This window comes from Pandoraea vervacti (assembly GCF_000934605.2).
Classification (GTDB): domain Bacteria; phylum Pseudomonadota; class Gammaproteobacteria; order Burkholderiales; family Burkholderiaceae; genus Pandoraea; species Pandoraea vervacti.
The window spans coordinates 4,487,606-4,508,347 of the sequence record NZ_CP010897.2; the positions used below are offsets into that span (position 1 = coordinate 4,487,606).

At 64.6% G+C, this 20,742-nt stretch carries 19 protein-coding genes; 9 read left to right on the top strand and 10 right to left on the bottom strand.

Annotated features, from left to right (window positions below):
• The first annotated feature begins 148 nt into the window (after positions 1–148).
• Entirely contained in the window at positions 149–421 is a 273-nt protein-coding gene (gene rpsT / locus UC34_RS19460; RefSeq protein ID WP_039405217.1) for a 30S ribosomal protein S20, read from the top strand.
• 339 nt (positions 422–760) lie between these two features.
• Here the strand turns inward: rpsT and UC34_RS19465 are convergent, their stop codons facing one another.
• The gene (locus UC34_RS19465; protein WP_039400937.1) at positions 761–1,075 is read right to left on the bottom strand and encodes a DUF3579 domain-containing protein; all 315 of its coding nucleotides are present in this window, start codon (positions 1,073–1,075) and stop codon (positions 761–763) included.
• Positions 1,076–1,437: 362 nt separating this feature from the next.
• Here UC34_RS19465 and argF point away from each other — a divergent pair, with 362 nt between their 5' ends.
• The 3 genes from argF to UC34_RS19480 all read left to right on the top strand — a co-directional run bounded on the left by argF (position 1,438) and on the right by UC34_RS19480 (position 4,588).
• The gene (gene argF / locus UC34_RS19470) at positions 1,438–2,364 is read left to right on the top strand and encodes an ornithine carbamoyltransferase (RefSeq protein WP_044458429.1); all 927 of its coding nucleotides are present in this window, start codon (positions 1,438–1,440) and stop codon (positions 2,362–2,364) included.
• A gap of 457 nt (positions 2,365–2,821) precedes the next feature.
• Positions 2,822–3,145: a pyrimidine/purine nucleoside phosphorylase gene (gene ppnP / locus UC34_RS19475; RefSeq protein ID WP_044456853.1), complete on the top strand. Its 324-nt coding sequence runs from the start codon at positions 2,822–2,824 to the stop codon at positions 3,143–3,145.
• 87 nt (positions 3,146–3,232) lie between these two features.
• Entirely contained in the window at positions 3,233–4,588 is a 1,356-nt protein-coding gene (locus UC34_RS19480; RefSeq protein WP_157123240.1) for a patatin-like phospholipase family protein, read from the top strand.
• Here UC34_RS19480 and murB read toward each other — a convergent pair.
• Positions 4,578–5,603, bottom strand: coding sequence for a UDP-N-acetylmuramate dehydrogenase (murB, locus tag UC34_RS19485; RefSeq protein ID WP_044456854.1), 1,026 nt, complete (start codon positions 5,601–5,603; stop codon positions 4,578–4,580). The genes UC34_RS19480 and murB overlap by 11 nt on opposite strands.
• Positions 5,604–5,873: 270 nt before the next feature.
• On the opposite strand from murB, the gene UC34_RS19490 reads away from it, so the two are divergent.
• The gene (locus UC34_RS19490; RefSeq protein ID WP_044456855.1) at positions 5,874–6,359 is read left to right on the top strand and encodes a YajQ family cyclic di-GMP-binding protein; all 486 of its coding nucleotides are present in this window, start codon (positions 5,874–5,876) and stop codon (positions 6,357–6,359) included.
• A gap of 155 nt (positions 6,360–6,514) precedes the next feature.
• Here the strand turns inward: UC34_RS19490 and plsY are convergent, their stop codons facing one another.
• The gene (gene plsY / locus UC34_RS19495) at positions 6,515–7,117 is read right to left on the bottom strand and encodes a glycerol-3-phosphate 1-O-acyltransferase PlsY (protein ID WP_044456856.1); all 603 of its coding nucleotides are present in this window, start codon (positions 7,115–7,117) and stop codon (positions 6,515–6,517) included.
• 225 nt (positions 7,118–7,342) lie between these two features.
• On the opposite strand from plsY, the gene UC34_RS19500 reads away from it, so the two are divergent.
• A complete protein-coding gene (locus tag UC34_RS19500) occupies positions 7,343–7,984 on the top strand; it encodes a LuxR C-terminal-related transcriptional regulator (RefSeq protein WP_044456857.1) in 642 nt (213 codons plus the stop codon).
• Between the two features lie 43 nt (positions 7,985–8,027).
• Here UC34_RS19500 and UC34_RS19505 read toward each other — a convergent pair whose 3' ends face one another.
• The 5 genes from UC34_RS19505 to UC34_RS19525 all read right to left on the bottom strand — a co-directional run bounded on the left by UC34_RS19505 (position 8,028) and on the right by UC34_RS19525 (position 14,621).
• Positions 8,028–9,194 (bottom strand): CfaE/CblD family pilus tip adhesin, encoded by a 1,167-nt coding sequence (locus tag UC34_RS19505; protein ID WP_167370672.1) that lies wholly within the window; start codon positions 9,192–9,194, stop codon positions 8,028–8,030.
• A 52-nt stretch (positions 9,195–9,246) separates the two neighbouring features.
• Positions 9,247–12,291 carry a TcfC E-set like domain-containing protein gene (locus tag UC34_RS19510; protein ID WP_157123241.1) on the bottom strand — a complete coding sequence of 1,015 codons (3,045 nt, stop codon included), beginning with the start codon at positions 12,289–12,291 and terminating at the stop codon, positions 9,247–9,249.
• 54 nt (positions 12,292–12,345) lie between these two features.
• Positions 12,346–12,900, bottom strand: a complete 555-nt coding sequence (locus UC34_RS19515) for a CS1 type fimbrial major subunit (RefSeq protein ID WP_052811135.1) — start codon at positions 12,898–12,900, stop codon at positions 12,346–12,348.
• Positions 12,901–12,916: 16 nt separating this feature from the next.
• Positions 12,917–13,810: a fimbrial protein TcfA gene (locus tag UC34_RS19520; protein ID WP_052811136.1), complete on the bottom strand. Its 894-nt coding sequence runs from the start codon at positions 13,808–13,810 to the stop codon at positions 12,917–12,919.
• A 322-nt stretch (positions 13,811–14,132) separates the two neighbouring features.
• Positions 14,133–14,621 carry an aminoacyl-tRNA deacylase gene (locus UC34_RS19525; RefSeq protein ID WP_044458433.1) on the bottom strand — a complete coding sequence of 163 codons (489 nt, stop codon included), beginning with the start codon at positions 14,619–14,621 and terminating at the stop codon, positions 14,133–14,135.
• Between the two features lie 174 nt (positions 14,622–14,795).
• Here UC34_RS19525 and UC34_RS19530 point away from each other — a divergent pair, with 174 nt between their 5' ends.
• Positions 14,796–16,442, top strand: coding sequence for a class I adenylate-forming enzyme family protein (locus UC34_RS19530; RefSeq protein ID WP_084070834.1), 1,647 nt, complete (start codon positions 14,796–14,798; stop codon positions 16,440–16,442).
• 24 nt (positions 16,443–16,466) lie between these two features.
• On the opposite strand, the gene xerD is transcribed toward UC34_RS19530, so the two are convergent.
• A complete protein-coding gene (gene xerD / locus UC34_RS19535) occupies positions 16,467–17,417 on the bottom strand; it encodes a site-specific tyrosine recombinase XerD (RefSeq protein ID WP_237165157.1) in 951 nt (316 codons plus the stop codon).
• Positions 17,366–18,634, bottom strand: coding sequence for a tRNA epoxyqueuosine(34) reductase QueG (gene queG, locus UC34_RS19540; RefSeq protein ID WP_084070836.1), 1,269 nt, complete (start codon positions 18,632–18,634; stop codon positions 17,366–17,368). The genes xerD and queG overlap by 52 nt, the downstream gene beginning before the upstream one ends.
• 8 nt (positions 18,635–18,642) lie before the next feature.
• Between queG and tsaE the strand changes: the two genes are divergently transcribed.
• Positions 18,643–19,176, top strand: coding sequence for a tRNA (adenosine(37)-N6)-threonylcarbamoyltransferase complex ATPase subunit type 1 TsaE (tsaE, locus tag UC34_RS19545; protein ID WP_044456861.1), 534 nt, complete (start codon positions 18,643–18,645; stop codon positions 19,174–19,176).
• Positions 19,170–20,660 (top strand): N-acetylmuramoyl-L-alanine amidase, encoded by a 1,491-nt coding sequence (locus UC34_RS19550; RefSeq protein WP_044456862.1) that lies wholly within the window; start codon positions 19,170–19,172, stop codon positions 20,658–20,660. The genes tsaE and UC34_RS19550 overlap by 7 nt, the downstream gene beginning before the upstream one ends.
• Positions 20,661–20,742 lie beyond the last annotated feature (82 nt).

Below are 20,742 nucleotides of genomic sequence, written 5' to 3' on the forward strand. Positions count from 1 at the left end.
AAAGAAGTTGCAATTTCCGTTTCGCTTCGGCTATAATCGACGGTTTCGAAGTCAATGGATTGCTTCCTGGCCACCGTGTCTCCCAGGGAGCCGAGCCAAACTGCATAGAAGCCGCATCAGGCGGAGCAATTCAAGGAATTCACAGAACATGGCAAATACCGCACAAGCACGCAAGCGCGCGCGTCAAACCGTTAAGATCAACGCCCACAACTCGGCGCTGCGTTCGCGTCTGCGCACGGCTGTGAAGGCTGTTCGCAAGGCCATCGCCGCTGGCGATCAAGCCGCTGCCAAGGAAGTGCTGCGCGCTTCGGCAAAGACGATCGACATCATCGCTGACAAGAAGATCGTCCACAAGAACACCGCTGCTCGCCAAAAGAGCCGCCTGTCGGCCGCCATCAAGGCGATGTCGGCTGCTGCCTAAGACAGCTGACGCTGCAAGGCAAACCCGTTGCTTGCCGGTTCCGACTACGGTCGGAACACTAAAAAGCCCGCTCTATGCGGGCTTTTTTCTTTTGTGCGTCCGACATCGCCCCGTAACGCCGCCCTCGGCACCGCAGGCACGTTACACAGCGCAAAACGCCATTGACAGCGGCAGCACGCGGCATCGCCCGGCACCAGGACAAGGAAGACGTTACACGGGGAAGACGGGGAAGACGGGGAAGAAACTCGGCGCGCCGAATGGCGCAGATGTGACGCATCGACGGTGAGTCAGGGCCAAAGGCCCGGCACTCACGTCTGGCCGAAAACGGCCGTGGGGGAATTACTTGACGTCGGGAACGAAGCAGGCTTCCGTCATCTGCAAGCCGTTATCCCGGGCGAAACTCATCACGAAATCGAACATTCGCGGCTCGATATCGCGCAGTCGCTCGTCGACGACGACACACTTGACGTCACCCACCATCGTTGGACGCACGTAGGGGGAGTACTGCATGTATGCGTTCGGGCCGGAATTGCTGCGGCCACAGAACGACACGGCGCCGCACAGACGCTCCGCCCAGTCACTCGGACGAAACTTCTTGCCATCCAGAGTCAGCCCCTGAATGAAATACTCGCGCGCGGAAACCTGGTCGGTCATATCGCTCAATCACCTCAAAAAACATCTGGCCAGCCGTACGCGGGTAGCGTTGCCGACAGAGCCAGTATTATATCTTATATAAGACTGGAACCTGTCCCCCACCGTTGCTGCGGGTGTTTTTTTCGGTCTTGCCAGTCGTTTCCGGCTGTGCAGCAGCGGGCTCGATAATACGCTTTTCGTGTGACGACAAAACGATTTGGTAGACTAGGGGCCGTTCCCCTGAAGCCAGCAACCGGCAGAACACCTTCACGAGCCTGACCGGGGGACAGGCCTCAAGGCTTGTTCGTCGTGCCGAACGCGTCCGAGTTCCCAGCGAATCTGCGGTGAATTCACGCGGTATCGGCCTCCAGCAGAACATCCAAATGACCACCGCCAAACCCATCAAGCATTACCTTCAGTTTTCGGATCTGACGCTCGACGAGTATGACTATGTGCTCGAGCGCACCCGTATCCTCAAGAAGAAATTCAAGAACTACGAGACTTACCACCCGCTGCACGACCGCACGCTGGCGATGATCTTCGAGAAGAGCTCGACCCGTACGCGTCTGTCGTTCGAAGCGGGCATCCACCAGTTGGGCGGCCATGCCGTGTTCCTGAACACGCGCGACACGCAGCTCGGTCGCGGCGAGCCGATCGAAGACGCCGCGCAGGTGATCTCGCGCATGACCGACATCATCATGATCCGCACCTTTGGGCAGGAGATCATCGAGCGCTTCGCGCAGCATTCGCGCGTACCGGTCATCAACGGCCTGACCAACGAGTACCATCCGTGCCAGGTGCTGGCGGACATCTTCACGTACTACGAGCATCGTGGTCCGATCAAGGGCAAGACCGTGACGTGGATCGGCGACGCGAACAACATGTCGTACACGTGGATTCAGGCCGCCGAGATCTTCGGGTTCCAGTTCAACATCTCCACGCCGCCAGGTTACCGCCTCGATCAGGCGATGGTCTCCGAGTCGAGCCGCCCGTTCGTGCGCGAGTTCGACGACCCGCGCGAAGCCTGCGAAGGCGCCGACCTCGTGTCGACCGACGTCTGGACGAGCATGGGTTTCGAAGCGGAAAACGAAGCACGCAAGGCGGCTTTCGCCCAATGGTGCGTGAACGCCGACCTGATGCAGCGCGCCAAGCCGGAGGCCCTGTTCATGCACTGCCTGCCCGCCCATCGTGGCGAGGAAGTTTCGGCAGAGGTGATCGACGGCGCGCAGAGCGTTGTGTGGGATGAAGCCGAGAACCGTTTGCACGTGCAGAAGGCACTCATGGAGTACCTGATGCTCGGCCGGGTTTGATCCAGGCTAGTCCTCAGGGAAAACAGCCTTACGCTCCCTACGCCCGGACGCATCGTGCCGTCCGGGCGCGTCGGGGCGCGTCCGGGTGCCTTTCCCGCTAAACATCCTGCCCCCTGCGCCTCACGCGCCGGAACCGCCTCCCCCGCCCTTCATGCGCCTGACGAGCGCAACGCCCCCATCGCCCCGCCGCGATCAACGTTCCGCTATCATCCCTGACGCGCCGCCGTCGCCCACGCGATTTGCGGTGCTTCATTGCCGCACGACATAGTTCGCCGTACCCATCAGAACAATTCGCAATTTGCACCATTACGGGGCAATTTCGTTGTGCATTGCACAAATTGCAGACGGGTAGACGTTCGAAACGTGCTAGCATGAATTCACGCTTCCCCCTTGAAAGGGGGCAGGCATATCGACTCACCATCGCGACTCTCGCTCGCATTCGACACAGCATTCGGTCATGACGCAAAACGCAACGCAGTTCGACAACGTTTCCGTAATCAAGCGCGCCAACACCTATTTCGACGGCAAGTGCGTCTCGCACACCGTTCTGTTCCCGGACGGCACGCGCAAGACGCTGGGTGTGATTTTCCCGGCCACGCTGCAGTTCGGTACCGATGCGCCTGAAGTCATGGAAGTTACCGGCGGCCGCTGCCGCATCCGTCTGGCAGGACAGACCGAATGGCAGGAGTATGCCGCCGGTCAGACGTTCTCCGTGCCGGGCAACAGCAAGTTCGATATCGAGGTCGTCGAAACCCTCGATTACGTTTGCCACTACGGCTAATCGTCCGGCCTGCATCGCGACGGCGCGCAAGGTGACGCGCCGCCGCCCTCTCGGCCGGTTCAGCGCGGCCTGGCGCCGCTTCCTACTATGTCGCGACTGCCTTCCGATTCTGCCGATCCTGGCGTCGACAATGCTGCCGACACCGCCGAGAGCCAGTCCTCCCACGGACTTGCAACCTCCGCCAAGCCTGCCTCCACGACCGACGTCGAACTGACCGGCACGTCGCTTCGCGCGCCACCGCCCCCGGACGCCCCGGATGCCACCGACCCGACGGACACCAGCACCGATCTGGACCCGACTGACGTCCCCCTGCTCCCACCAGACAGCCCCCGCGCCCGCCACCGCACGAAATCCACCGGCGCCAGACGCGGCAACGCAAAGCGCAAAGGTATCGACCTGGGCTTGCAAGGGGGTGGCGCGCATGGCGCGTACGCGTGGGGTGTCCTCGATAAACTGCTCGAAGACGGACGCCTGACGTTCGAAGGCATCAGCGGCGCTTCGGCGGGCACAATGAATGCCGTGGTGCTTGCCCACGGTCTGCTCGACCGCCCGGGCGTCGACCCGCGCGAGAAGGCGCGCGAGGCGCTACACAGCTTTTGGCTGGGCGTGTCGCAGGCGGGCTCTTCGGCGACCGCATGGGCGCAAACGGTCTTTAGCTGGCTGAACGGACGGCCGACCGAATACCCGATCTGGCACGACTGGATGCAGAGCATGCAGCAATGGATGATGCCGTTCTCGCAGCCGCCGACCGAAATCAATCCGCTGCGCACCGTGCTCGAAGCGCAGGTCGACTTCGAGCGTCTGCGCGAGAGCACCGCCACACATCTGTTCGTCTCCGCGACCAATATCCGCACCGGCAACATCCGCATTTTCCGGACGCACGAAATCACACTCGATGTGGCCATGGCGTCCGCCTGTCTGCCCTGGCTGTTCAAACCGGTGAAGATCGACGAGGACTTTTACTGGGACGGCGGCTATCTCGGCAACCCTGCCCTCTATCCGTTCTATTACGAGACGCTGACGAGCGACATCCTGATCGTGCACATCAACCCGATCGAGCGTGCAGAGAAGCCGGTCTTGCCGGGACAGATCATGAACCGTGTGAACGAGATCACCTTCAACGCCTCGCTGCAGCGCGAATTCCGTGCGATCTCGTTCGTTCACAAGCTGATCGACGAGGGATGGCTCAAGCCTGAGTTCCGGGATCGCCTGAAGTATCCGCTGATTCATTCGATTCGCGCCGACAAGGAACTGTACGACTTGTCCTCGTCGACGAAATTCGTGACGGACTGGCACTTCCTCACAACCTTGCGCGACCGCGGGCGCGACGCCGCAGCACGCTGGCTCGCCGCCCATTTCGACGACGTCGGCGTGCGCTCAACGGTGGATCTGAAACGCGATTACCTTCAGCGTTTGCCCGACGCCACCGCCATCAGATCATGAGCGGTTCCGGTTCGAGTGAAATGCCGAACCGGTCCCGAACACTGGCCTGCACGGCGCGTGCGAGCGCCACGATGTCGTCGCCGCTCGCACCGCCTCGATTGACGAGCACCAGCGCCTGGCGTTCATGCACACCGGCACGCCCCAGCGACTTGCCCCGCCAGCCGCACTGATCGATCAACCAGCCGGCCGCGACCTTCCATGTGCCGTCCGGCTGCGCGTAACCGACCGCTTCGGGGAAACGCTCGCGCAATGCGGCGAACGTTGCGCCGTCCACGACGGGGTTCTTGAAGAAGCTCCCGGCATTGCCCAGCACGGCCGGGTCGGGCAACTTGCGACGTCGGATAGCGACAACCGCGTCGAAGATTTGCCGTGCGTCGGGTTGCGAGATACCCGCATCGGCCAGGGTGCGCGACACGTCCGCGTATCCGGTCACCGCTTGCCACGGTTGTGGCAGCCGAAGCGTGACGGACACGATGATGTAGCGTCCCGGTTCGCGCTTGAACAGCGAATCGCGATAGCCGAAAGCGCAAACGTCGCGCGAGAGGGTGACGAACTCGCCGGACGTCGTGTCCAGCGCCCTCACATCAAAGAAGCGCTCGGCGAGCTCGAGCCCGTACGCCCCGATGTTCTGGATTGGCGCGGCCCCGAGCGTGCCCGGGATCAACGCAAGGTTTTCCAGACCGGGGCAGTCCTGCGACAGGGTCCAGTCGACGAAGTCGTGCCAGACCTCGCCGGCGCCGCCACGCACGTAGCGCGCTTGCGGATCGGCAGGAACGTCGGCAAGCCGCTCGCGGCCGCGAATCGCCATGCGAAGCACCACGCCGTCGAAGTTGCGCGTGAGCACGATATTGCTGCCGCCGCCGAGCACGAGGCGCGGCAGGCCGGCCAGTTCGGGCATGGCGAGCGCCGCCGAGAGCGCCGCTTCGCTGTCGATGGTCACGACATAGCGGGCGGTAGCAGGCAGACCGAAGGTATTGAATTCGCGCAGGCTGACGTCGCGTTGCAACTGAAGCATGAAGTGTGTGCAGGCCGGTGGGTGCCGTCGTGCCGGGCTTGCGCAGCATTCCACAGCACGTCCCGAAAGCGCGCAGGGACACCGGAACACGGGGACGCAAGACCGACGGCTGAATTACAATGTCGGGCGAAAGATTGATGCGCGCCATTATACCGGCCAGCCGGATCGCCAGACGCGCGTTCTGGCCGCACCGGGCAGGCGACTGCAGGCAAACTCGCACGGCACGCCCCGCGTGCCTTTCACGAACCCCCAGGAATTCAGGAGAGCCAGATGCCATCGTTTGACGTGGTTAGCGAAGCCAACATGATTGAGGTCAAGAACGCCGTCGAGCAGGCCAACAAGGAAATCTCGACGCGCTTCGACTTCAAGGGATCGGACTCGCGCGTGGAGCACAAGGAGCAGGAAATCACGCTCTTCGCCGACGACAACTTCAAGCTCGATCAGGTCACGCAGGTGCTCATCTCCAAGATGGCCAAGCGCAACGTCGACGTGCGTTTCCTCGACTACGGCAAGATCGAGAAGATCAGCGGCGACAAGGTCAAACAGGTCGTCAAGGTCAAGAAGGGTGTCGAGGGCGATCTCGCCAAGAAGATCGTTCGCATCATCAAGGACAGCAAGATGAAGGTGCAGGCGAGCATTCAGGGCGATAGCGTGCGGGTGTCCGGCGCCAAGCGCGACGACCTGCAAAGCGCGATGGCGCTGCTGCGCAAGGACGTCACCGACACGCCGCTGGACTTCAACAACTTCCGCGACTGAACGTTACGACGCGCGATCCTGGCGATTCGCGCGTTTCTCTGTCGTTTCGCTGTCATTTCGCTGTCGTTCGTCTTCACTGGAAGACGGGCACAAAAAACCCGCAGACTTGCTGCGGGTTTTTTTATCGACGGCCGCTGTCTCGGGCGCAGCTCCGCTCACTTCTTCTGACCAATGCGACTCTCCTTGCCTGCCATGAGCTTGCCGATGTTTGCGCGGTGACGGTAGATCAGCAGCATCGCCATCACGATCACGGCCGGCGAATACGGCCCGAAGCCGAACATGAAGACGTAATACAGCGGCGCGAATACCGCCGCCACCAAAGCGGCCAGCGACGAATACCGGAAGAAAATCGCGATGATGAGCCAGGTGGCCATGACCGCCAGACCGAGCACAGGGCTGATCGCGAAGAGCACACCGGCCGCGGTGGCCACCCCCTTGCCGCCGGCAAAGCGCAGGAATACCGGATACAGATGTCCGAGGAAGACGGCAAGCGCCACGGCCGCCAGCCCCAGATCACCCACCCCCCACGCGGGCGCGAAACGTTCCGCAAGATAGACCGCGAGCCAGCCCTTGAGCGCGTCGCCGATCAACGTGAGCACGGCGGCTTTCTTGTTGCCGGAGCGCAGCACGTTCGTGGCCCCCGGATTTCCCGAGCCGTAGCTGCGAGGGTCTGCGAGTCCCATCGTGCGGCTGACGATCACCGCAAACGGCACTGAGCCGATCAGGTACGCGAGAACGATAAAAACCAGTGTGGCCATGAACTTCCAGCAGTGAGGAATTTGTAATGGCCGCCATTTTACTTGAGACGACGCTCGCCCCCATTCTGGCAAACACGGGGTTGCGCATAGGGTCCACTGCTTTTGGGAAATTGCGCCAAGTGTCACGACACAACGCAGATCGAGGAACCCTCGTCGACGGATGCAGGTCTTTTTCGCACGCGCGTTATGCATTGTGCATTTCGCGTCAGGAGACAGATCAGAACAATGACAAAGATCCGCGTAGCCATCGCAGACTATCACCCCGTCGTCGTTGCCGGACTCGCATGCGAGCTTGGCAGGCGGCCCTCACTGGAAGTCCTCGGCACAGCGCGCGATGCGCCGGGCTTGGTCGAGCTGTTGCGCCGCTCGCCGTGCGACGTGCTCGTGACCGATCACACCATTCCCGGCGGGCCGTACGGTGACGGGCTCTTGATGCTCACCTCGTTGCGCCGCATGTTCCCCGGCCTGCGCATTCTGGTGCTCACCGCGATGGAAGACGTCGCGAGCGCGTTGCTGACCCGCCAGTTGGTGGACCTCGGCGTCGCCACCACCCTGTGCAAATCGCGCGACATCGAGGACCTCATCGGTGCCATCCACGCCGCATACGAAGGGTTGCGTCGCCTACCCGCTGCCCGCGCGACGAACGTTTCGCCGGCGTCGCGCGTCACGCTGCTGAGCCAACGCGAAGCCCAGGTATTGCGGCTCTACGTGTCGGGGATGTCGGTGAGCGCCATCGCGGCGAAGCTTCATCGCACGAAGCAGACGGTCAGCGCGCAAAAGCGCAACGCCATGCGCAAACTCGGCATGGAGTGCGACGCGCAGTTGTATCGGTTCGCCCTCGAGAATGCGCTGGTGGAAGGCGCCTGAGCGCAGCGCGCCGTTGCGAACCCGGCGGCGCATTTCCCCCGGTTCACATCAGCGCGGCATCGACGAACATCTCCACGCGTAGCGGCCCCTCGTAGCCACCCGCGTCCTTGTGACTCTCGATGAACGGTACGACCTCGAAGACGAGCGTGCCCGGGGAGCAGGCCACCGGCGCAGGAATGCCTGGCAAGCGCACGATCCGTATCGGTGCCGCCGATACCGGTGCGAACACGTTCCCGACGGTGTCGCCCACGCGCAGCCACTGATGCGCACCGGCGTACGCCAGGCCGACGCGGTATTCGATACGCTCCTCGGGCAGCGTCCCCAGCGTCCCGCGCCGAACGAGCAATCCGTTGCCCGGCGGGCGGATAGGAAAATTGTCGCGCCCATCGCGCACACGCACGCGCAAGGCGCCGGTGGAGTTCGAGCCGAATCCGTCATAAAAGCACATGTCCACCGACCGGCCGCCGTACACGGTCGTCATGTGGCCCGGCCCGGGACGCTTTCGCAGATCGAGTGCAACGCGCGGCGACGTATTCGATAGCGTCGGGAAATAGATTTGTGCGTTGTGCCTGTCCGTCACATTGAGTTCGATGTCGTAACGATGGACCGCGCTGCCGAGCGCACTCCCCAGTTCCCTGACATCGAACGTCAGATGCCCTCGCCATACGCCACCGACCGGAATTTTCTGCAGTTGCGAGCGCTCGATCGAGAGAACGTAGCGCGAGACATCGTAGGGCGCTCGTCCACACACGCCGTAGTTCCGGTTGGAGTGGAAGGCCGTGCGCACATGCGCACACGTGCTGCCCGCGACCGTCACGACCTTTGTGGCGCTCACGTTCAGGTCTACCTGAAGCCCGGACCTGGACTCGGTGAAGCGAAGCAGCACGGGCGTGGGCGCCGGTCCCGTGACGTTGGCCGGCGCGCTCGCACACGCCCCCAGCGCCGTATCGACTGGCGAGCGGCAGACGAACGACGTTCGTGAACCCCGGCTCTGCCCTCGCGTGTAATGCGCGGCGAGTTGTGGACGAAATTGCCATTGTTCGGGAATCGCCGATCTGTCGAAGCGCAGCGACACGCGTTCGTGGTGATCCCTGGGCACCGACTGCGCGAGCGCGGGCGAGCCGCCCCACGCCGCCAGACCCAGCGCCCATCCCGCAAAAACGAAGCGCCGCATCGCACTGGCTCGCTGGCGCTCATCTACGGCCGTCATGTCCGGCATGTCCCTTCTCCCCTTTTCCCTTTCCCTTCCCGCATCTCCACGGTCAGTAGGTGCGTGCATCGGACTGCCGCAATGTGACCTGTCGCCCCGTGCGCGAGTGCGCTTCGCCGAGCAGGCGCTGCACACGTGTTTGAGATAGCAGGGACGCCGGCAAGGCATGCTGTGCAACGTGAGCGCAACGCGAGATCTCCGTCAGATGAACCACGTCCTGGCGCTGCGCCACGCGGATATCGCATCGCATCGGCTGCGCGTCGAAGAGCAGATACAGATGCGTGAGACGATGGGGGGACTCGATCATGAACGTGCCCTGTGCATCGAGCGGGGGCGCGACGGCACTGAGCACCCGCGCGTTGTCCATCGAAAGTCCATCGGGTCCGACGGCGCGTCCCACATAGGTGTACGTGCGGCCTGCGGCCACGCGATGGATTTTCAGACGCCCCGGCGTGAGGAAGTCGTCGTACTGTCCCGCGCCGCGGATCAGCCCGACGGTGTGATCGACGGCGCCATGCCGCGCTTCCGAGATCTCGCCCTTGAGCGCCCGATAGCCGCCGACCGGCGTCAGCGCCCACGAGCCGAACGCAACGGGCAGCGAGCGGCCGTCGACGTGCAACATGGCGGCGATCTCACCGTGCGCGCCACCATCGCTCTCGGCACGTGCCGAGTCGCCTGCCTCCTCAACGCCCGCCCCCGGCGCAGCATCGACGGGTGAATCAACGGCCAGTGCAATCCCCGCAGGCGGTTCTCCGGAAAGCATGGCCGGTCCGACGCGAACGCCTTGGCGCGCGACGACAAGACTGGACGCGTATGCGCCAACGAACGAGCCACGCGTCTCGCCGCCCTCGCCCGCGCGAAGCAGGCTGCGCGAGAGCGCAACGTGCACATCGCCATGACGGCCATCGACGGCGCCCCGCACGTTCGCGGTGCCCATGCCGCGCTCGTTGGCGTTCAGATTCAGCGACAACTCCCGGCGCGAGGTGTCGTCCCACGTCATGGCATGCGACACGCCGTAATCCGTGCGTGCGCCGCTCGCCCCGTTTTTCCCTCCTCCGCCACCTCCACTGCCGCGGCCAATGTCGTCCATGCGAACTTCCGTACTTGCGCTCGAATGCGTCGACATACCGCGTCCGCCCGTGGCCGGGCGATGCACGCTGAACGCGACACTCACGAATCCCCCGGTGTCGCGCAGCGCCACGCCTGCGTGCCGTCGGTGATAGGCGCCACCCCGCGCGTGAATCACGAGCCGGCGCCACCGGAACGATCGGCTCAGCGTCGTCTGAAGCGTGCGAGACACCCCCTCTTGCGCATCGCGTCCGCTCAGCCACGGATCGTCGTATCCATGGTCGAGCGCGGCTCGCCTGCGACCGTAGGACCGGCTCTCGCCATATCCGGCCACGGCCTGCCATGGACCGAGCGGCACCGACAAACTGGCGTTGACGAGCTCATGACATCCGAAACTTGCCGCCATCTCACTCGCACCAGGCGAACGACGACAACTCGCGTCACGCATCTGATAGCGGTACAGGGTGAGGCCGACGCCGTTGGCAAGCGATATGGACTGCGTGTTGCCGCGTGCGCCGTCCGAGCCCAGCAGGAGCGCCGCGCTTGCGACCAGGCGCCCTAGCGCGAACGCGTGCTGCCAGCCCGCCTGGGTTTCGTTGTAGAGCGCCGACGACGACCACGCCATGCCGCTGGTGATCGTCAGCCCCGCACCAACGCTGGTGCGCACGCCCGAGTGCATCGTCAGCCCGGGTGAGCGCACGTTGTCGGGAACGCCGACGTCATGCTGCCGGTCCACCGCGCGCCCGGCCTGCACGAACCACTGCGTCTCCTGCCCCGCCCCGTCGCCTCCCACCTTGGTGAATGGCGCCGACTCGGTGCGAACCAGCGTGTCGCCTTCGAAGATTCGCAGTGAGACGAGATAACTGCCCTCAGGAAAATAGCGCGTATCGAATGGCTGCACCCCGGCGGAGAAATAGGCGCTGCCAAGAAGTTCGTTGCCGCGATAAACGTCGACACGTGCTTCACGCGCGAGCAGCACCGTGAGCGGCGAGCCCCGCGTCGCATTTGCCTCGTTGCGATACGCCTGCGAGGTGCCTACGCGAGCGCCATCGAATCGATGCATCGGCAACAGCGTGAATCCGAAGCTGCCGCCTTGCGCGCTGGACAGATTTCGCTGGTCCATACGGCCGGACTGCACGTAATGCGCAGCGCCGAGATCGTGCCGGTAGTAGAGGCTGTCGATGCGTCCCTGTGTGCCTGTCAAGCGCGGGCTGGCATGGGTGTCACGCGAATGCACGAGCGACCATGTGAAGCCCGCATAGCTGGCGGGCGAGATGCCGAGCGCGCCGTTGCCCAGCACCGTGAGATTGCGATACCGATCGGACGTCGCGGCGTTCACGATCTGCGTGTGAATCAGGGCATTCTCGCTGCCGGGCGAATTCGTGTGGAAGGCCGGGCCGGCGATGTCTTGCGATGGCAGCCACGCCTTGGAGAGAAAGAGTTCGAGCACGCCGCTGCTTTCGTCGAAGATGACCTCCGCCGACTCGGTGTCGAGGTACCGGCATCCGGCACCGACGTCATGGCACGCAAGGTGTCCATTTCGCGCCATCGGTCTGGCAAGCGCTTCGATCAACTGTTGGGTCGTCACCGTTGCCGCTTCCGACGCACGCGCCGCCGTCACCTCGGTCATCGCCTCGGTCATCATGTGCGTCGTTCCTTGCGGCGCGGACGCCGATGCCGGTACCGGTGATGACGCCCGCCGCTCGCGTAGCGCCATGCGTGCGCTGATCGCGCGCACTACCGCTTCGGGCGTTTCGAGACGCACCTCGTCCGGTCGGACGAACACGGGGAATATGCCCAGCGAGCGGCCCAACCATCGGATATCGAGGTGCTCGACCTGCCCGAGCGCGATGTCTTCAAAGCCGGGAGGAACACCGGCCACCGGCAGCATCGTGCGGGCCCATACGGCGCTCTGCCCGGCAACGAACCAGGGCAGGCAGATCAGACAGACATGGCGCAACGTCAGCATGATGGAACGCGTGACTGCGGCAGGCACCCCACCGGTGCGCCCGCCGTCTCTCAGGGACAATGGCTTCGCGTAACGGGTGACGCCTCCAAAGGCGTCACCGAGCGTGTTACGTCGTTACAACGCCGTGGTGGCGGCCACGATCACCATTTCGAGCCGGCCAACGTAACGCCCCGCAGCGGGCGGATTCGCGCCTGCCGCACGGCCCGTCACCGAGAGCGGCATGGTTTTCGACTCGCCCTGCGCTGCGCCCGTCCAGACGTCGGCGGCCGTGAGCGTGGTCGCTGCCGTCGTGAGGGTCTTGCCGTCGAGCCTCACCGTCAGCGGAATGGCGGGCGCGGCGTTGTTGGTCGCGTGCACAAGCGAGGGCACCGCGCCCAGCCGGACCTGCACGCTACGCGTGATGTCGTTCGTGTAGAGACGCGTATGGACGGTTGGCGAGGCCATGTCCCCTGTCGACGCGTTGTAACCCAGCTCAAGGCTTTGCGGCATGGGCGCGCCGTTTGCCTGCAGTATCGAGAGCGTCGGGTCGACATTGGCGCTCAGATCGATCACGACTTCAGCGGCATTGGCGGCGGCCGTCGGCAAGGCGATGGCCGCGACAGCGGCGAGTCGCCTCAGCGTCATCACGGGCCGCTTCACAAGCGTCTTCATCTTCATCTTCGGCTGCATCTTGAAACTCCTCGATTCATTGGATGTGAGGGTTGAGGAAAGCATGGTCTCCGGCGCTTTCGGACTGGGGAGGGCTCTGCGGCCCCTGGATATCGGCCGACGACGCGGCAGGCGTGGGCGTCAGGTCGACGACCTGCTCGTCTACCGCGCCGTCGACCCGATAACGAACTCGCACCGGCAGGTTGCGCAGTGCTTCGGGAATGGGATATGTCAGCCCCGGATAGACGCTACGGCCGATCTCGTGCCACTCGCACGCATGTTCGGCGTCACCGTCGCAACGCCCCATGGACGTCACATGCGCACGGACATTGCCGGTGTTCTTCAGACGATCGGCGTCGCCGATGGGCGTACGCGCGAGGCCGGGCAGCGCCCGCTGCGGCTCGACACGCACGAGTGCCCCCCAGACGAAATTGACGTTCACGTCAGGGGAGATGGCGTCCTGCGCGTCTTTCGGTTGACCTTGCACCGGCGCGATGACCGGCCGGAAATAGACCCGATAGGCAACTTCGGTCTGCGGGCGTCCGAGCGCCACCACGCGCACGAGCCGGGTCGCGCCTGCCGCAAGTACGAACTTCGCGGGCGAAGCCACCAGCGCGTTGCCAAGGCCGCCCGATGCCTGCGGCTGCCCGTGGGGCGCGAACTCGACCGACACCTCGTGCTCGGCGTCCGTTGCCGGATCGACGATACGTCTCACGCTCACATCCACGTACTGCGCATGGGGCGATTGCGAAGTGATCCGGATGACGCTCACCGGCGGCTGGTCGCCTGCGATCACGCTCGCGATGGGCGAGATGCTGACGTTCGCGCTCGCCAGTGCGGGCGCCCACGCCAACGCGCCTGCCACGATGGCATGACGCCACGCGGGGATGATCTTCCGGTCTCGGGTGACGCGCGGGTTCACGTCGCTCATTTGCGTTCCTCGGTTCGTTGTCGCGGGTCGTGATCCCGCCGTGGCGCAGCGAACCCGTCTGCACGAATCGCCATCGCCTGAGTCAATGGCGACATCGTAGAAACGCAGACAGACGAGCGAAATCTGACAAGTCAGATTTCGCTCAATAGTGTGGAAATGAGTGCTTCCTTGAAGCCACGCTATCGATAGCGGGCTAAGGCACGGCTATGGCAGGCTACGCAAGCGCGATGGCAGGACGATCCCAGCGGCGCCGCAATGCTGCCGGGCAGCGCAAAGACGAGTGGCGGTGAGGCACAGGAGTGCCGCCGAGGCGGCGACGTCGTCAGTCGGCGAGCGCGACGTTCACGAGCACGGGCGCGAGCACGCGCACGATGTCAGCCGGCGCCATCGAGACCAGATAGCCGCGACGCCCGCCGTTGATGAAGATCTCGGGCAATTCGAGAATCGACGCTTCCATGTAGATCGGCATGCGCTTGCGTGTCCCGAACGGACTGGTGCCCCCGACCAGAAAGCCCGAGTGCCGGTTGGCGACTTCCGGCTTGCATGGCTCGATGCGCTTGCGCCCGGCCTGACGCGCCAGCGCTTTGGTCGACACCTGACGGTCGCCGTGCATCAGCACGATCAGCGGATTCGCGTCTTCGTCCTCCATGACCAGCGTCTTGATGACCGCATGTTCCGGCACCTGGAGCGCCTGCGACGAGACACGCGTACCGCCGTGCTCCTGATACTCGTAAAAATGATTCCGAAACGCGACCTTGGCTTCGCGAAGCTGTTTGGTGGCAGGGGTCTCGGCAGTCGCCTTGGATTTCATATCGTAGAAGACGCAAAAAGCCATCAGCAGCGGTGCGGAACCCGTAGGGAAGCCGTACAGCGACACATCAGGCGAGGTGAAAACGAAGCGTGGCCGACGGCAGATCGGGAGGCCGTCGAATTCCGTAATATACGGATTGTAAGCAATCGCTTCATCGCGCATTACAATGCCGCCATGTCTGCCCCACTCGCTCCACCTGCTCCACCTGCGCCCTTCGCGACCGCCACCGCGGACACTGCCGACACGGTCAACGGCAACCACGCGACCGACGCCGCCGATCGTCTTCACGGCGACATCGGGCACTGGCTCGCCGGTCTGCCGTCGCGCATCGACACATTGCCGGCGCGCATCGCGGCGCAAGCCCCCAATCGCGTTGCGCTCATCGACGACTTCGGCCGTCTGACCTACGGCGAGTTGACGCAGGCCATTGCGGCCGGCGCCGAGCGCTTGCGGGCGCACGGCGTGCGCGCAGGCGACCGGGTGATGATCGTGGGCGAGAACGGGATTGCCTACGTCGTGCTGCTGCTCGCGGTGGCCTCGCTCGACGCATGGCCGCTCTTGTGCAACGCACGGCTCTCGCCCTCGGAACTCGGCATGATTCGCGAGCACGCCGGGCCGCGCTGCGCGATCTACACCATCGACGCCTCGCCCGATGCCGCCGCCCACGCGCGTGGCGACGCTGCCAAGGTCATGTGGCCGGACCTCGCGCTGGGGGCGATCGCGGTGTCCGACATCGACGTCGAACGTGTTGCCGAACCGGTGGAAACGGACCCGGCGGCCCAATGCGCGGCGCTGATCTATACGACGGGCACCACCGGCACGCCCAAGGGGGTGCGGCTTTCGCATCGCAATCTGATGTTCGTCGCCGCCGTATCGAGCACGTTGCGACGTGTTGGCCCTGAGGACATCGCATATGGCGTGCTGCCCATCTCGCATGTCTACGGGCTGACGTCGGTCTGCCTTGGCACGCTGTACGCGGGCGCGACATTACGGCTTGCGGCACGTTTCGCACCGGAGGCCGTGCTCGACTCGCTCGCCCATGACGGATTGACGATCCTGCAGGGCGTGCCTGCCATGCATGCCCGTCTGATGGCGCATGTCGCCACGCAGGGCCGGTCGCTTGTCGCGCCTCGCCTGCGCTTCGTCTACTCGGGCGGCTCGCCGCTGGACGCGGCGCTCAAGGCCCGCGTGGAAGCGTTCTACGGGCTGCCGGTCCACAACGGCTACGGGCTGACCGAGAGCAGCCCGACCGTCTCCCAGACATTGCTCGATGCGCCGCGCGACGACTGTGCGGTCGGTCCCGCCATACCGGGCGTCGCCGTGCGTATCGTGGGGCCGGACGGCCGCGACCTGCCCGACGGCGATGTCGGCGAACTCTGGGTGCGTGGCCCGAACGTCATGCTCGGCTATTACCGCGCGCCGGACCTCACGGCCGCGACCGTCACCGAGGACGGCTGGCTGCGCACCGGCGATCTCGCACACCGCGCGGAGGATGGCACGCTATTTCTCGCGGGACGCGCTCGCGAACTCATCATCCACTCCGGCTTCAACGTCTACCCGATCGAAGTGGAACAGGCACTGGCGAGCCACCCCGATGTGCTCCAGGCCGCCGTGCTCGGCCGTCCGTGCGAGGGCAACGAGCAGGTGATCGCGTTCGTGGAAGCCCGCCCCGGGCATCGCATCGATGTCGAGGCGCTCGCACAATGGGCGGCAAAACGGCTCGCGCCGTACAAGCGCCCGGCGCGGATCCAGGTGCTCGACGCCCTGCCCGCCGCCTCGACCGGCAAGGTGCTCAAGCACAAACTCAAAGCGTTGCTCTGACGCGTGACGCTTGCCAAGGGCGTCTTAGCCGCGCGGGTGATGCTGCGCGTGCAGCGACTTGAGACGTTCCCGCGCAACGTGCGTGTAGATCTGCGTGGTGGAGATGTCGGCATGACCGAGCAGCAACTGCACCACGCGCAGGTCCGCGCCATGGTTGATCAGATGCGTGGCGAACGCGTGCCGCAACGTATGCGGAGAGAGCGGCGCGCGAATATCGGCCTGCAAGGCGTAGCGCTTGATCAGATACCAGAACGCCTGCCGGGTCATGCCTTCGCCGCGCTGCGTGACGAAGAGCGTGTCGCACGCCCGGCCGCTCAGCAGCACGCGACGACTCTCGTCGAGATAGCGGGCAAGCCAGCCGTTGGCCTCCTCGCCGAAGGGCACGAGACGCTCCTTCGCCCCCTTGCCGAAGATGCGCAGCACGCCTTCGTTCAAGCCCACTTCGATGGTCTTGAGCGCGACCAGCTCCGACACGCGCAGCCCGCTCGCGTACATCAATTCGAGCATGGCGCGGTCGCGCAGCCCCAGCGGTTGCGCGACGTCGGGCGCCGCGAGCAACGCTTCGACCTGCGCTTCCGACAAGGTCGAGGGCAGACGCTGCGCGCGCTTGGCCGACGCAATGCGCAGGCAAGGGTCCCGCTGCACGATGTGCTCGCGCAGCGCCCATTGGTAGAAACGTTTGAAGACGGACAGACGCCGGTTCACACTGCTCGCCAGACTTTCCCGGCGCCATGCGAGATACGCCGTGAGCGCCGCCTCGTCGACGGCATCGAGCGCGATGTCCTGCGACTCGGCAAGCCAATCGGCGAGCAGACGCAAGTCGCGGCGATAGGCGTCGAGCGTGTTTCGCGACAGGCCGTCTTCGAGCCAGAGGGTGTCGCAGAACTGATCGATGAGGGTGGCGCTGCGTTCGCTGGATTGAGTCAAACCTGGGATCCTTTCTGTTCGGGCGCGCCTTCCTGTGCAAGCGCCCATGCCACGTGTTCGCGCACCAGCGCCGACGCATGGTCGCGGCGCGCGAGCAACGCGTCTCGCATCGGCTTGCGCGCCTGGGCATCGGCTGTGTCGCGCAACGCGTTGCCGAGTCCGACTGCCAGATTGCGCAGCCATCGTTCATGGCCGATGCGGCGAATCGGGCTGCCCTCGAGCCGAGACATGAATTCCGTTTCGCTCCAGGCGAACAGTTCGACCAGCGACGCGTCGTCGAGCTTGTTTCGGGGCGCGAAATCGGCCAGCGGCGACGCTTGCGCAAACTTGTTCCACGGACAGTGGAGCTGGCAGTCGTCGCAGCCGTAAATCCGGTTGCCCATCTTCGCGCGCAGCGGTTCGGGGATCGCGCCCTTGTGCTCGATCGTCAGATACGACACGCACAGGCGCGCATCGACGCGGAACGGTTCGGTGATCGCACCGGTCGGGCACACGTCCAGGCAACGCCGGCATTGTCCGCAGTGCTCGCCGCGCGCCATGGCCGCTTTCTCATGATCGGCATGATCGTCGCGATCGAGCGGCAGCGGCACGTCGACGAAAATCTCGCCCAGGAAGAACAGCGACCCCGCCTCTCGCGAGAGCAGCAGGGTATGTTTGCCGCGCCAGCCCAGCCCCGCCTTCTGCGCGAGTTCCACTTCGAGCACCGGCGCCGAGTCGGTGAATACGCGATAACCGAAGGGACCGATGGCCTTCGCAATACGATCGGCCAACTGCTGCAAGCGGTTGCGCATGACCTTGTGATAATCGCGTCCCCGGGCATAGATCGACACGACGGCCTCGGCCGGTTGCGCGGCGCGTGCGGCTTCATGCGCGCGCCATTGCGAGAGATCGACATCGCTGGGGAGATAGTTCATGCGTGCGCTGATGACGCGCACCGTGCCCGGCACCAGTTCGGCGGGACGCGCGCGCTTCATGCCATGGGCCGCCATGTAGTCCATGTCGCCGTGACATCCGTCGTCGAGCCACTGCTGCAAGCCCGCTTCGGCGTGCGAGAGATCGGTGTCCGTGATGCCCACATGGCCGAAGCCGAGTTCGGTCGCCCATCCACGAATCTGCACGGCAAGCGTCGCCAGTGCCCCGGAATCGAGGGCAGATGGCGTCGCTTTGTCGCGCGAGGACGACACTTCCGGGGTCTCCGGGGGTGTCGATGGCTCGACTTGTGCGGCGGTAGCGGGGAAAATCACGGAAGCTTTCATCGACTCCATTTTACGCAATGCCCGCCATGCCCGACTCTTCGGCGCCGCCCTTGCTGGGCGAGCGCATCTTCGCGCTGCCGGACGAAGCCGCCACTGAGGCCTTCGCCGCGGCGTTCGCGCGTGTCATCGTGGCGCGCATGGCGCACACCGATGCCGCGCACGCGGGGCTGCATGTGCAACTCTCGGGCGACCTCGGGGCCGGCAAAACGACCTTCGTGCGAGCGCTGTTGCGCGCGCTGGGCCATACGGGCCGCGTCAAAAGCCCGACCTACGCGCTGTGCGAACCCTACAACATCGACACACCACAGGGCGCGTTGCCGGTCTATCATTTCGATCTGTACCGCTTTGCCGATCCGGCCGAATGGCATGACACGGGCTTTCGCGAGCATTTTGCGGGCGATGCCCTGTGCCTGGTCGAGTGGCCGGAAAAAGCCGAAGGGCTCCTCGGCACCCCCGATTTGCGCCTTTGGCTGGAACCTGTCGGCGATAGTCGCCGTCTCACGACGAGCGCCTACACGCCGGCCGGTCTTGCTTGCCTGAACTCATGCTGATCAAACGCTTCGCCCGTACCGACGACGCCTCATCGCCCAATGCCGGCCGCCGCCGCGCCTTGCGCGTCGGCGCATCGACGTTGATTCTGGCCCTCACCGGCCCCCGTCTCGCTTTCGCCAACGCCATCGTTGCCGTGCGTGTCTGGCCGGCAAGGGACTACACACGTGTCACGCTCGAGACCGACAACCCGGTCAAGTTCCAGCAGCAGTTGATGGAAAGTCCGAACCGCTTCGTCATCGATCTCGACGAAGTGGATCTGAATCCCGCGCTGCGCGATCTCGTCGCGAAAATTCAACCGAACGACCCGCAGATCGCACAAGTGCGCGTGGGGCAGTTCAAACCCGGCGTCGTGCGCATGGTTTTCGACCTCAAGGCCGGGGTGAAGCCACAGTCGTTCACGCTGCCGCCGGTGGCGGGTTACAAGTACCGCACGGTGTTCGATCTGTACCCGGCCGTCGAGCCCGATCCGCTCATGGAGCTGCTCGCGCAGACCGCGAACAAGGCTCAGGCGCTCGCGCAAAGCTCTCAGTCGTCGCAGTCGCTGCATCCGTCCCAACCGTCGGCCGGCGCCAGCACGCCGAGCACGGAGGAGAGCGAAGCCTTCTTCCAGAAGTACGCACAGCGCGACCAGGCCGGACGTCCGCCGCGCCCCGGCCCCACGCCGTCGACGCCCGCACCGGACAAAACGCCGCCGCTGGCCCAGCGTAATGACAAGGAGAACAAGGACGACACCGACGACTACGTGCCGCCTGCACGCGCGCAGAAGACCGCCCGCCTGCTCACCATCGCGCTCGACCCGGGCCATGGCGGGGAAGACCCCGGCGCCATCGGCGGGCGCGGCACATACGAGAAGGTCGTGGTGTTGCAGATCGCCAAGCGCCTGCGTCAGAAGATCGACGCCGAGCCGAACATGCGCGCCATGATGACTCGCGACGCGGACTTCTTCGTACCGCTCGGCGTGCGTGTGCAGAAGGCGCGCCGCGTCGACGCCGACCTGTTCATGTCGATCCATGCCGACGCCTTCACCTCCCCTTCGGCCAACGGGGCGTCCGTGTTCGCCCTGTCCGAGCGCGGGGCAACGAGCGCCACGGCGCGGCTTCTCGAGAAGACGCAGAACGCCTCCGACCTGATCGGCGGCGTCAACATCAAGACCAACGACCGGACCGTCGCCCACGCGCTGCTCGACATGTCGACGACCGCCCAGATTCGCGATAGCAAGGTGTTCGGCACCGCACTGCTCTCACAGATCGGCACGGTGGCGCCGCGCCTTCACAGCAAGAACGTCGAACAGGCGTCGTTCGCCGTGCTCAAGGCGCCGGACATCCCGTCGGTGCTGGTCGAGACCGCCTTCATCAGTAACCCGGACGAAGAGCGCAACCTGATCGATCCGGCGTATCAGGACCGCTTGGCCGACGCGCTGCTCAAGGGCATCAAGGCCTACTTCGCCAAGAACCCGCCCATCGCGAAGAACCGTACGGCCTGACGTGGCGCGTTGCGTCGTCTTTGCGCGCTACATGCCGGTAATATCGTTGCAAGCAAGTCGCAAATGAAAAATGGCGCGCCCG

Coding starts and splice junctions, on each gene's coding strand:
- queG (WP_084070836.1), bottom strand. CDS start 18,634: ATGGAGTCGATGAAAGCTTCCGTGATTTTCCCCGCTACCGCCGCACAA.
- UC34_RS19550 (WP_044456862.1), top strand. CDS start 19,170: ATGCTGATCAAACGCTTCGCCCGTACCGACGACGCCTCATCGCCCAAT.
- ppnP (WP_044456853.1), top strand. CDS start 2,822: ATGACGCAAAACGCAACGCAGTTCGACAACGTTTCCGTAATCAAGCGC.
- UC34_RS19480 (WP_157123240.1), top strand. CDS start 3,233: ATGTCGCGACTGCCTTCCGATTCTGCCGATCCTGGCGTCGACAATGCT.
- tsaE (WP_044456861.1), top strand. CDS start 18,643: ATGCCCGCCATGCCCGACTCTTCGGCGCCGCCCTTGCTGGGCGAGCGC.
- xerD (WP_237165157.1), bottom strand. CDS start 17,417: ATGGGCGCTTGCACAGGAAGGCGCGCCCGAACAGAAAGGATCCCAGGT.
- UC34_RS19465 (WP_039400937.1), bottom strand. CDS start 1,075: ATGACCGACCAGGTTTCCGCGCGCGAGTATTTCATTCAGGGGCTGACT.
- murB (WP_044456854.1), bottom strand. CDS start 5,603: ATGCTTCAGTTGCAACGCGACGTCAGCCTGCGCGAATTCAATACCTTC.
- UC34_RS19520 (WP_052811136.1), bottom strand. CDS start 13,810: ATGAGCGACGTGAACCCGCGCGTCACCCGAGACCGGAAGATCATCCCC.
- UC34_RS19490 (WP_044456855.1), top strand. CDS start 5,874: ATGCCATCGTTTGACGTGGTTAGCGAAGCCAACATGATTGAGGTCAAG.
- argF (WP_044458429.1), top strand. CDS start 1,438: ATGACCACCGCCAAACCCATCAAGCATTACCTTCAGTTTTCGGATCTG.
- UC34_RS19505 (WP_167370672.1), bottom strand. CDS start 9,194: ATGACGGCCGTAGATGAGCGCCAGCGAGCCAGTGCGATGCGGCGCTTC.
- UC34_RS19525 (WP_044458433.1), bottom strand. CDS start 14,621: ATGAAATCCAAGGCGACTGCCGAGACCCCTGCCACCAAACAGCTTCGC.
- plsY (WP_044456856.1), bottom strand. CDS start 7,117: ATGGCCACACTGGTTTTTATCGTTCTCGCGTACCTGATCGGCTCAGTG.
- UC34_RS19530 (WP_084070834.1), top strand. CDS start 14,796: ATGTCTGCCCCACTCGCTCCACCTGCTCCACCTGCGCCCTTCGCGACC.
- UC34_RS19515 (WP_052811135.1), bottom strand. CDS start 12,900: ATGCAGCCGAAGATGAAGATGAAGACGCTTGTGAAGCGGCCCGTGATG.
- rpsT (WP_039405217.1), top strand. CDS start 149: ATGGCAAATACCGCACAAGCACGCAAGCGCGCGCGTCAAACCGTTAAG.
- UC34_RS19500 (WP_044456857.1), top strand. CDS start 7,343: ATGACAAAGATCCGCGTAGCCATCGCAGACTATCACCCCGTCGTCGTT.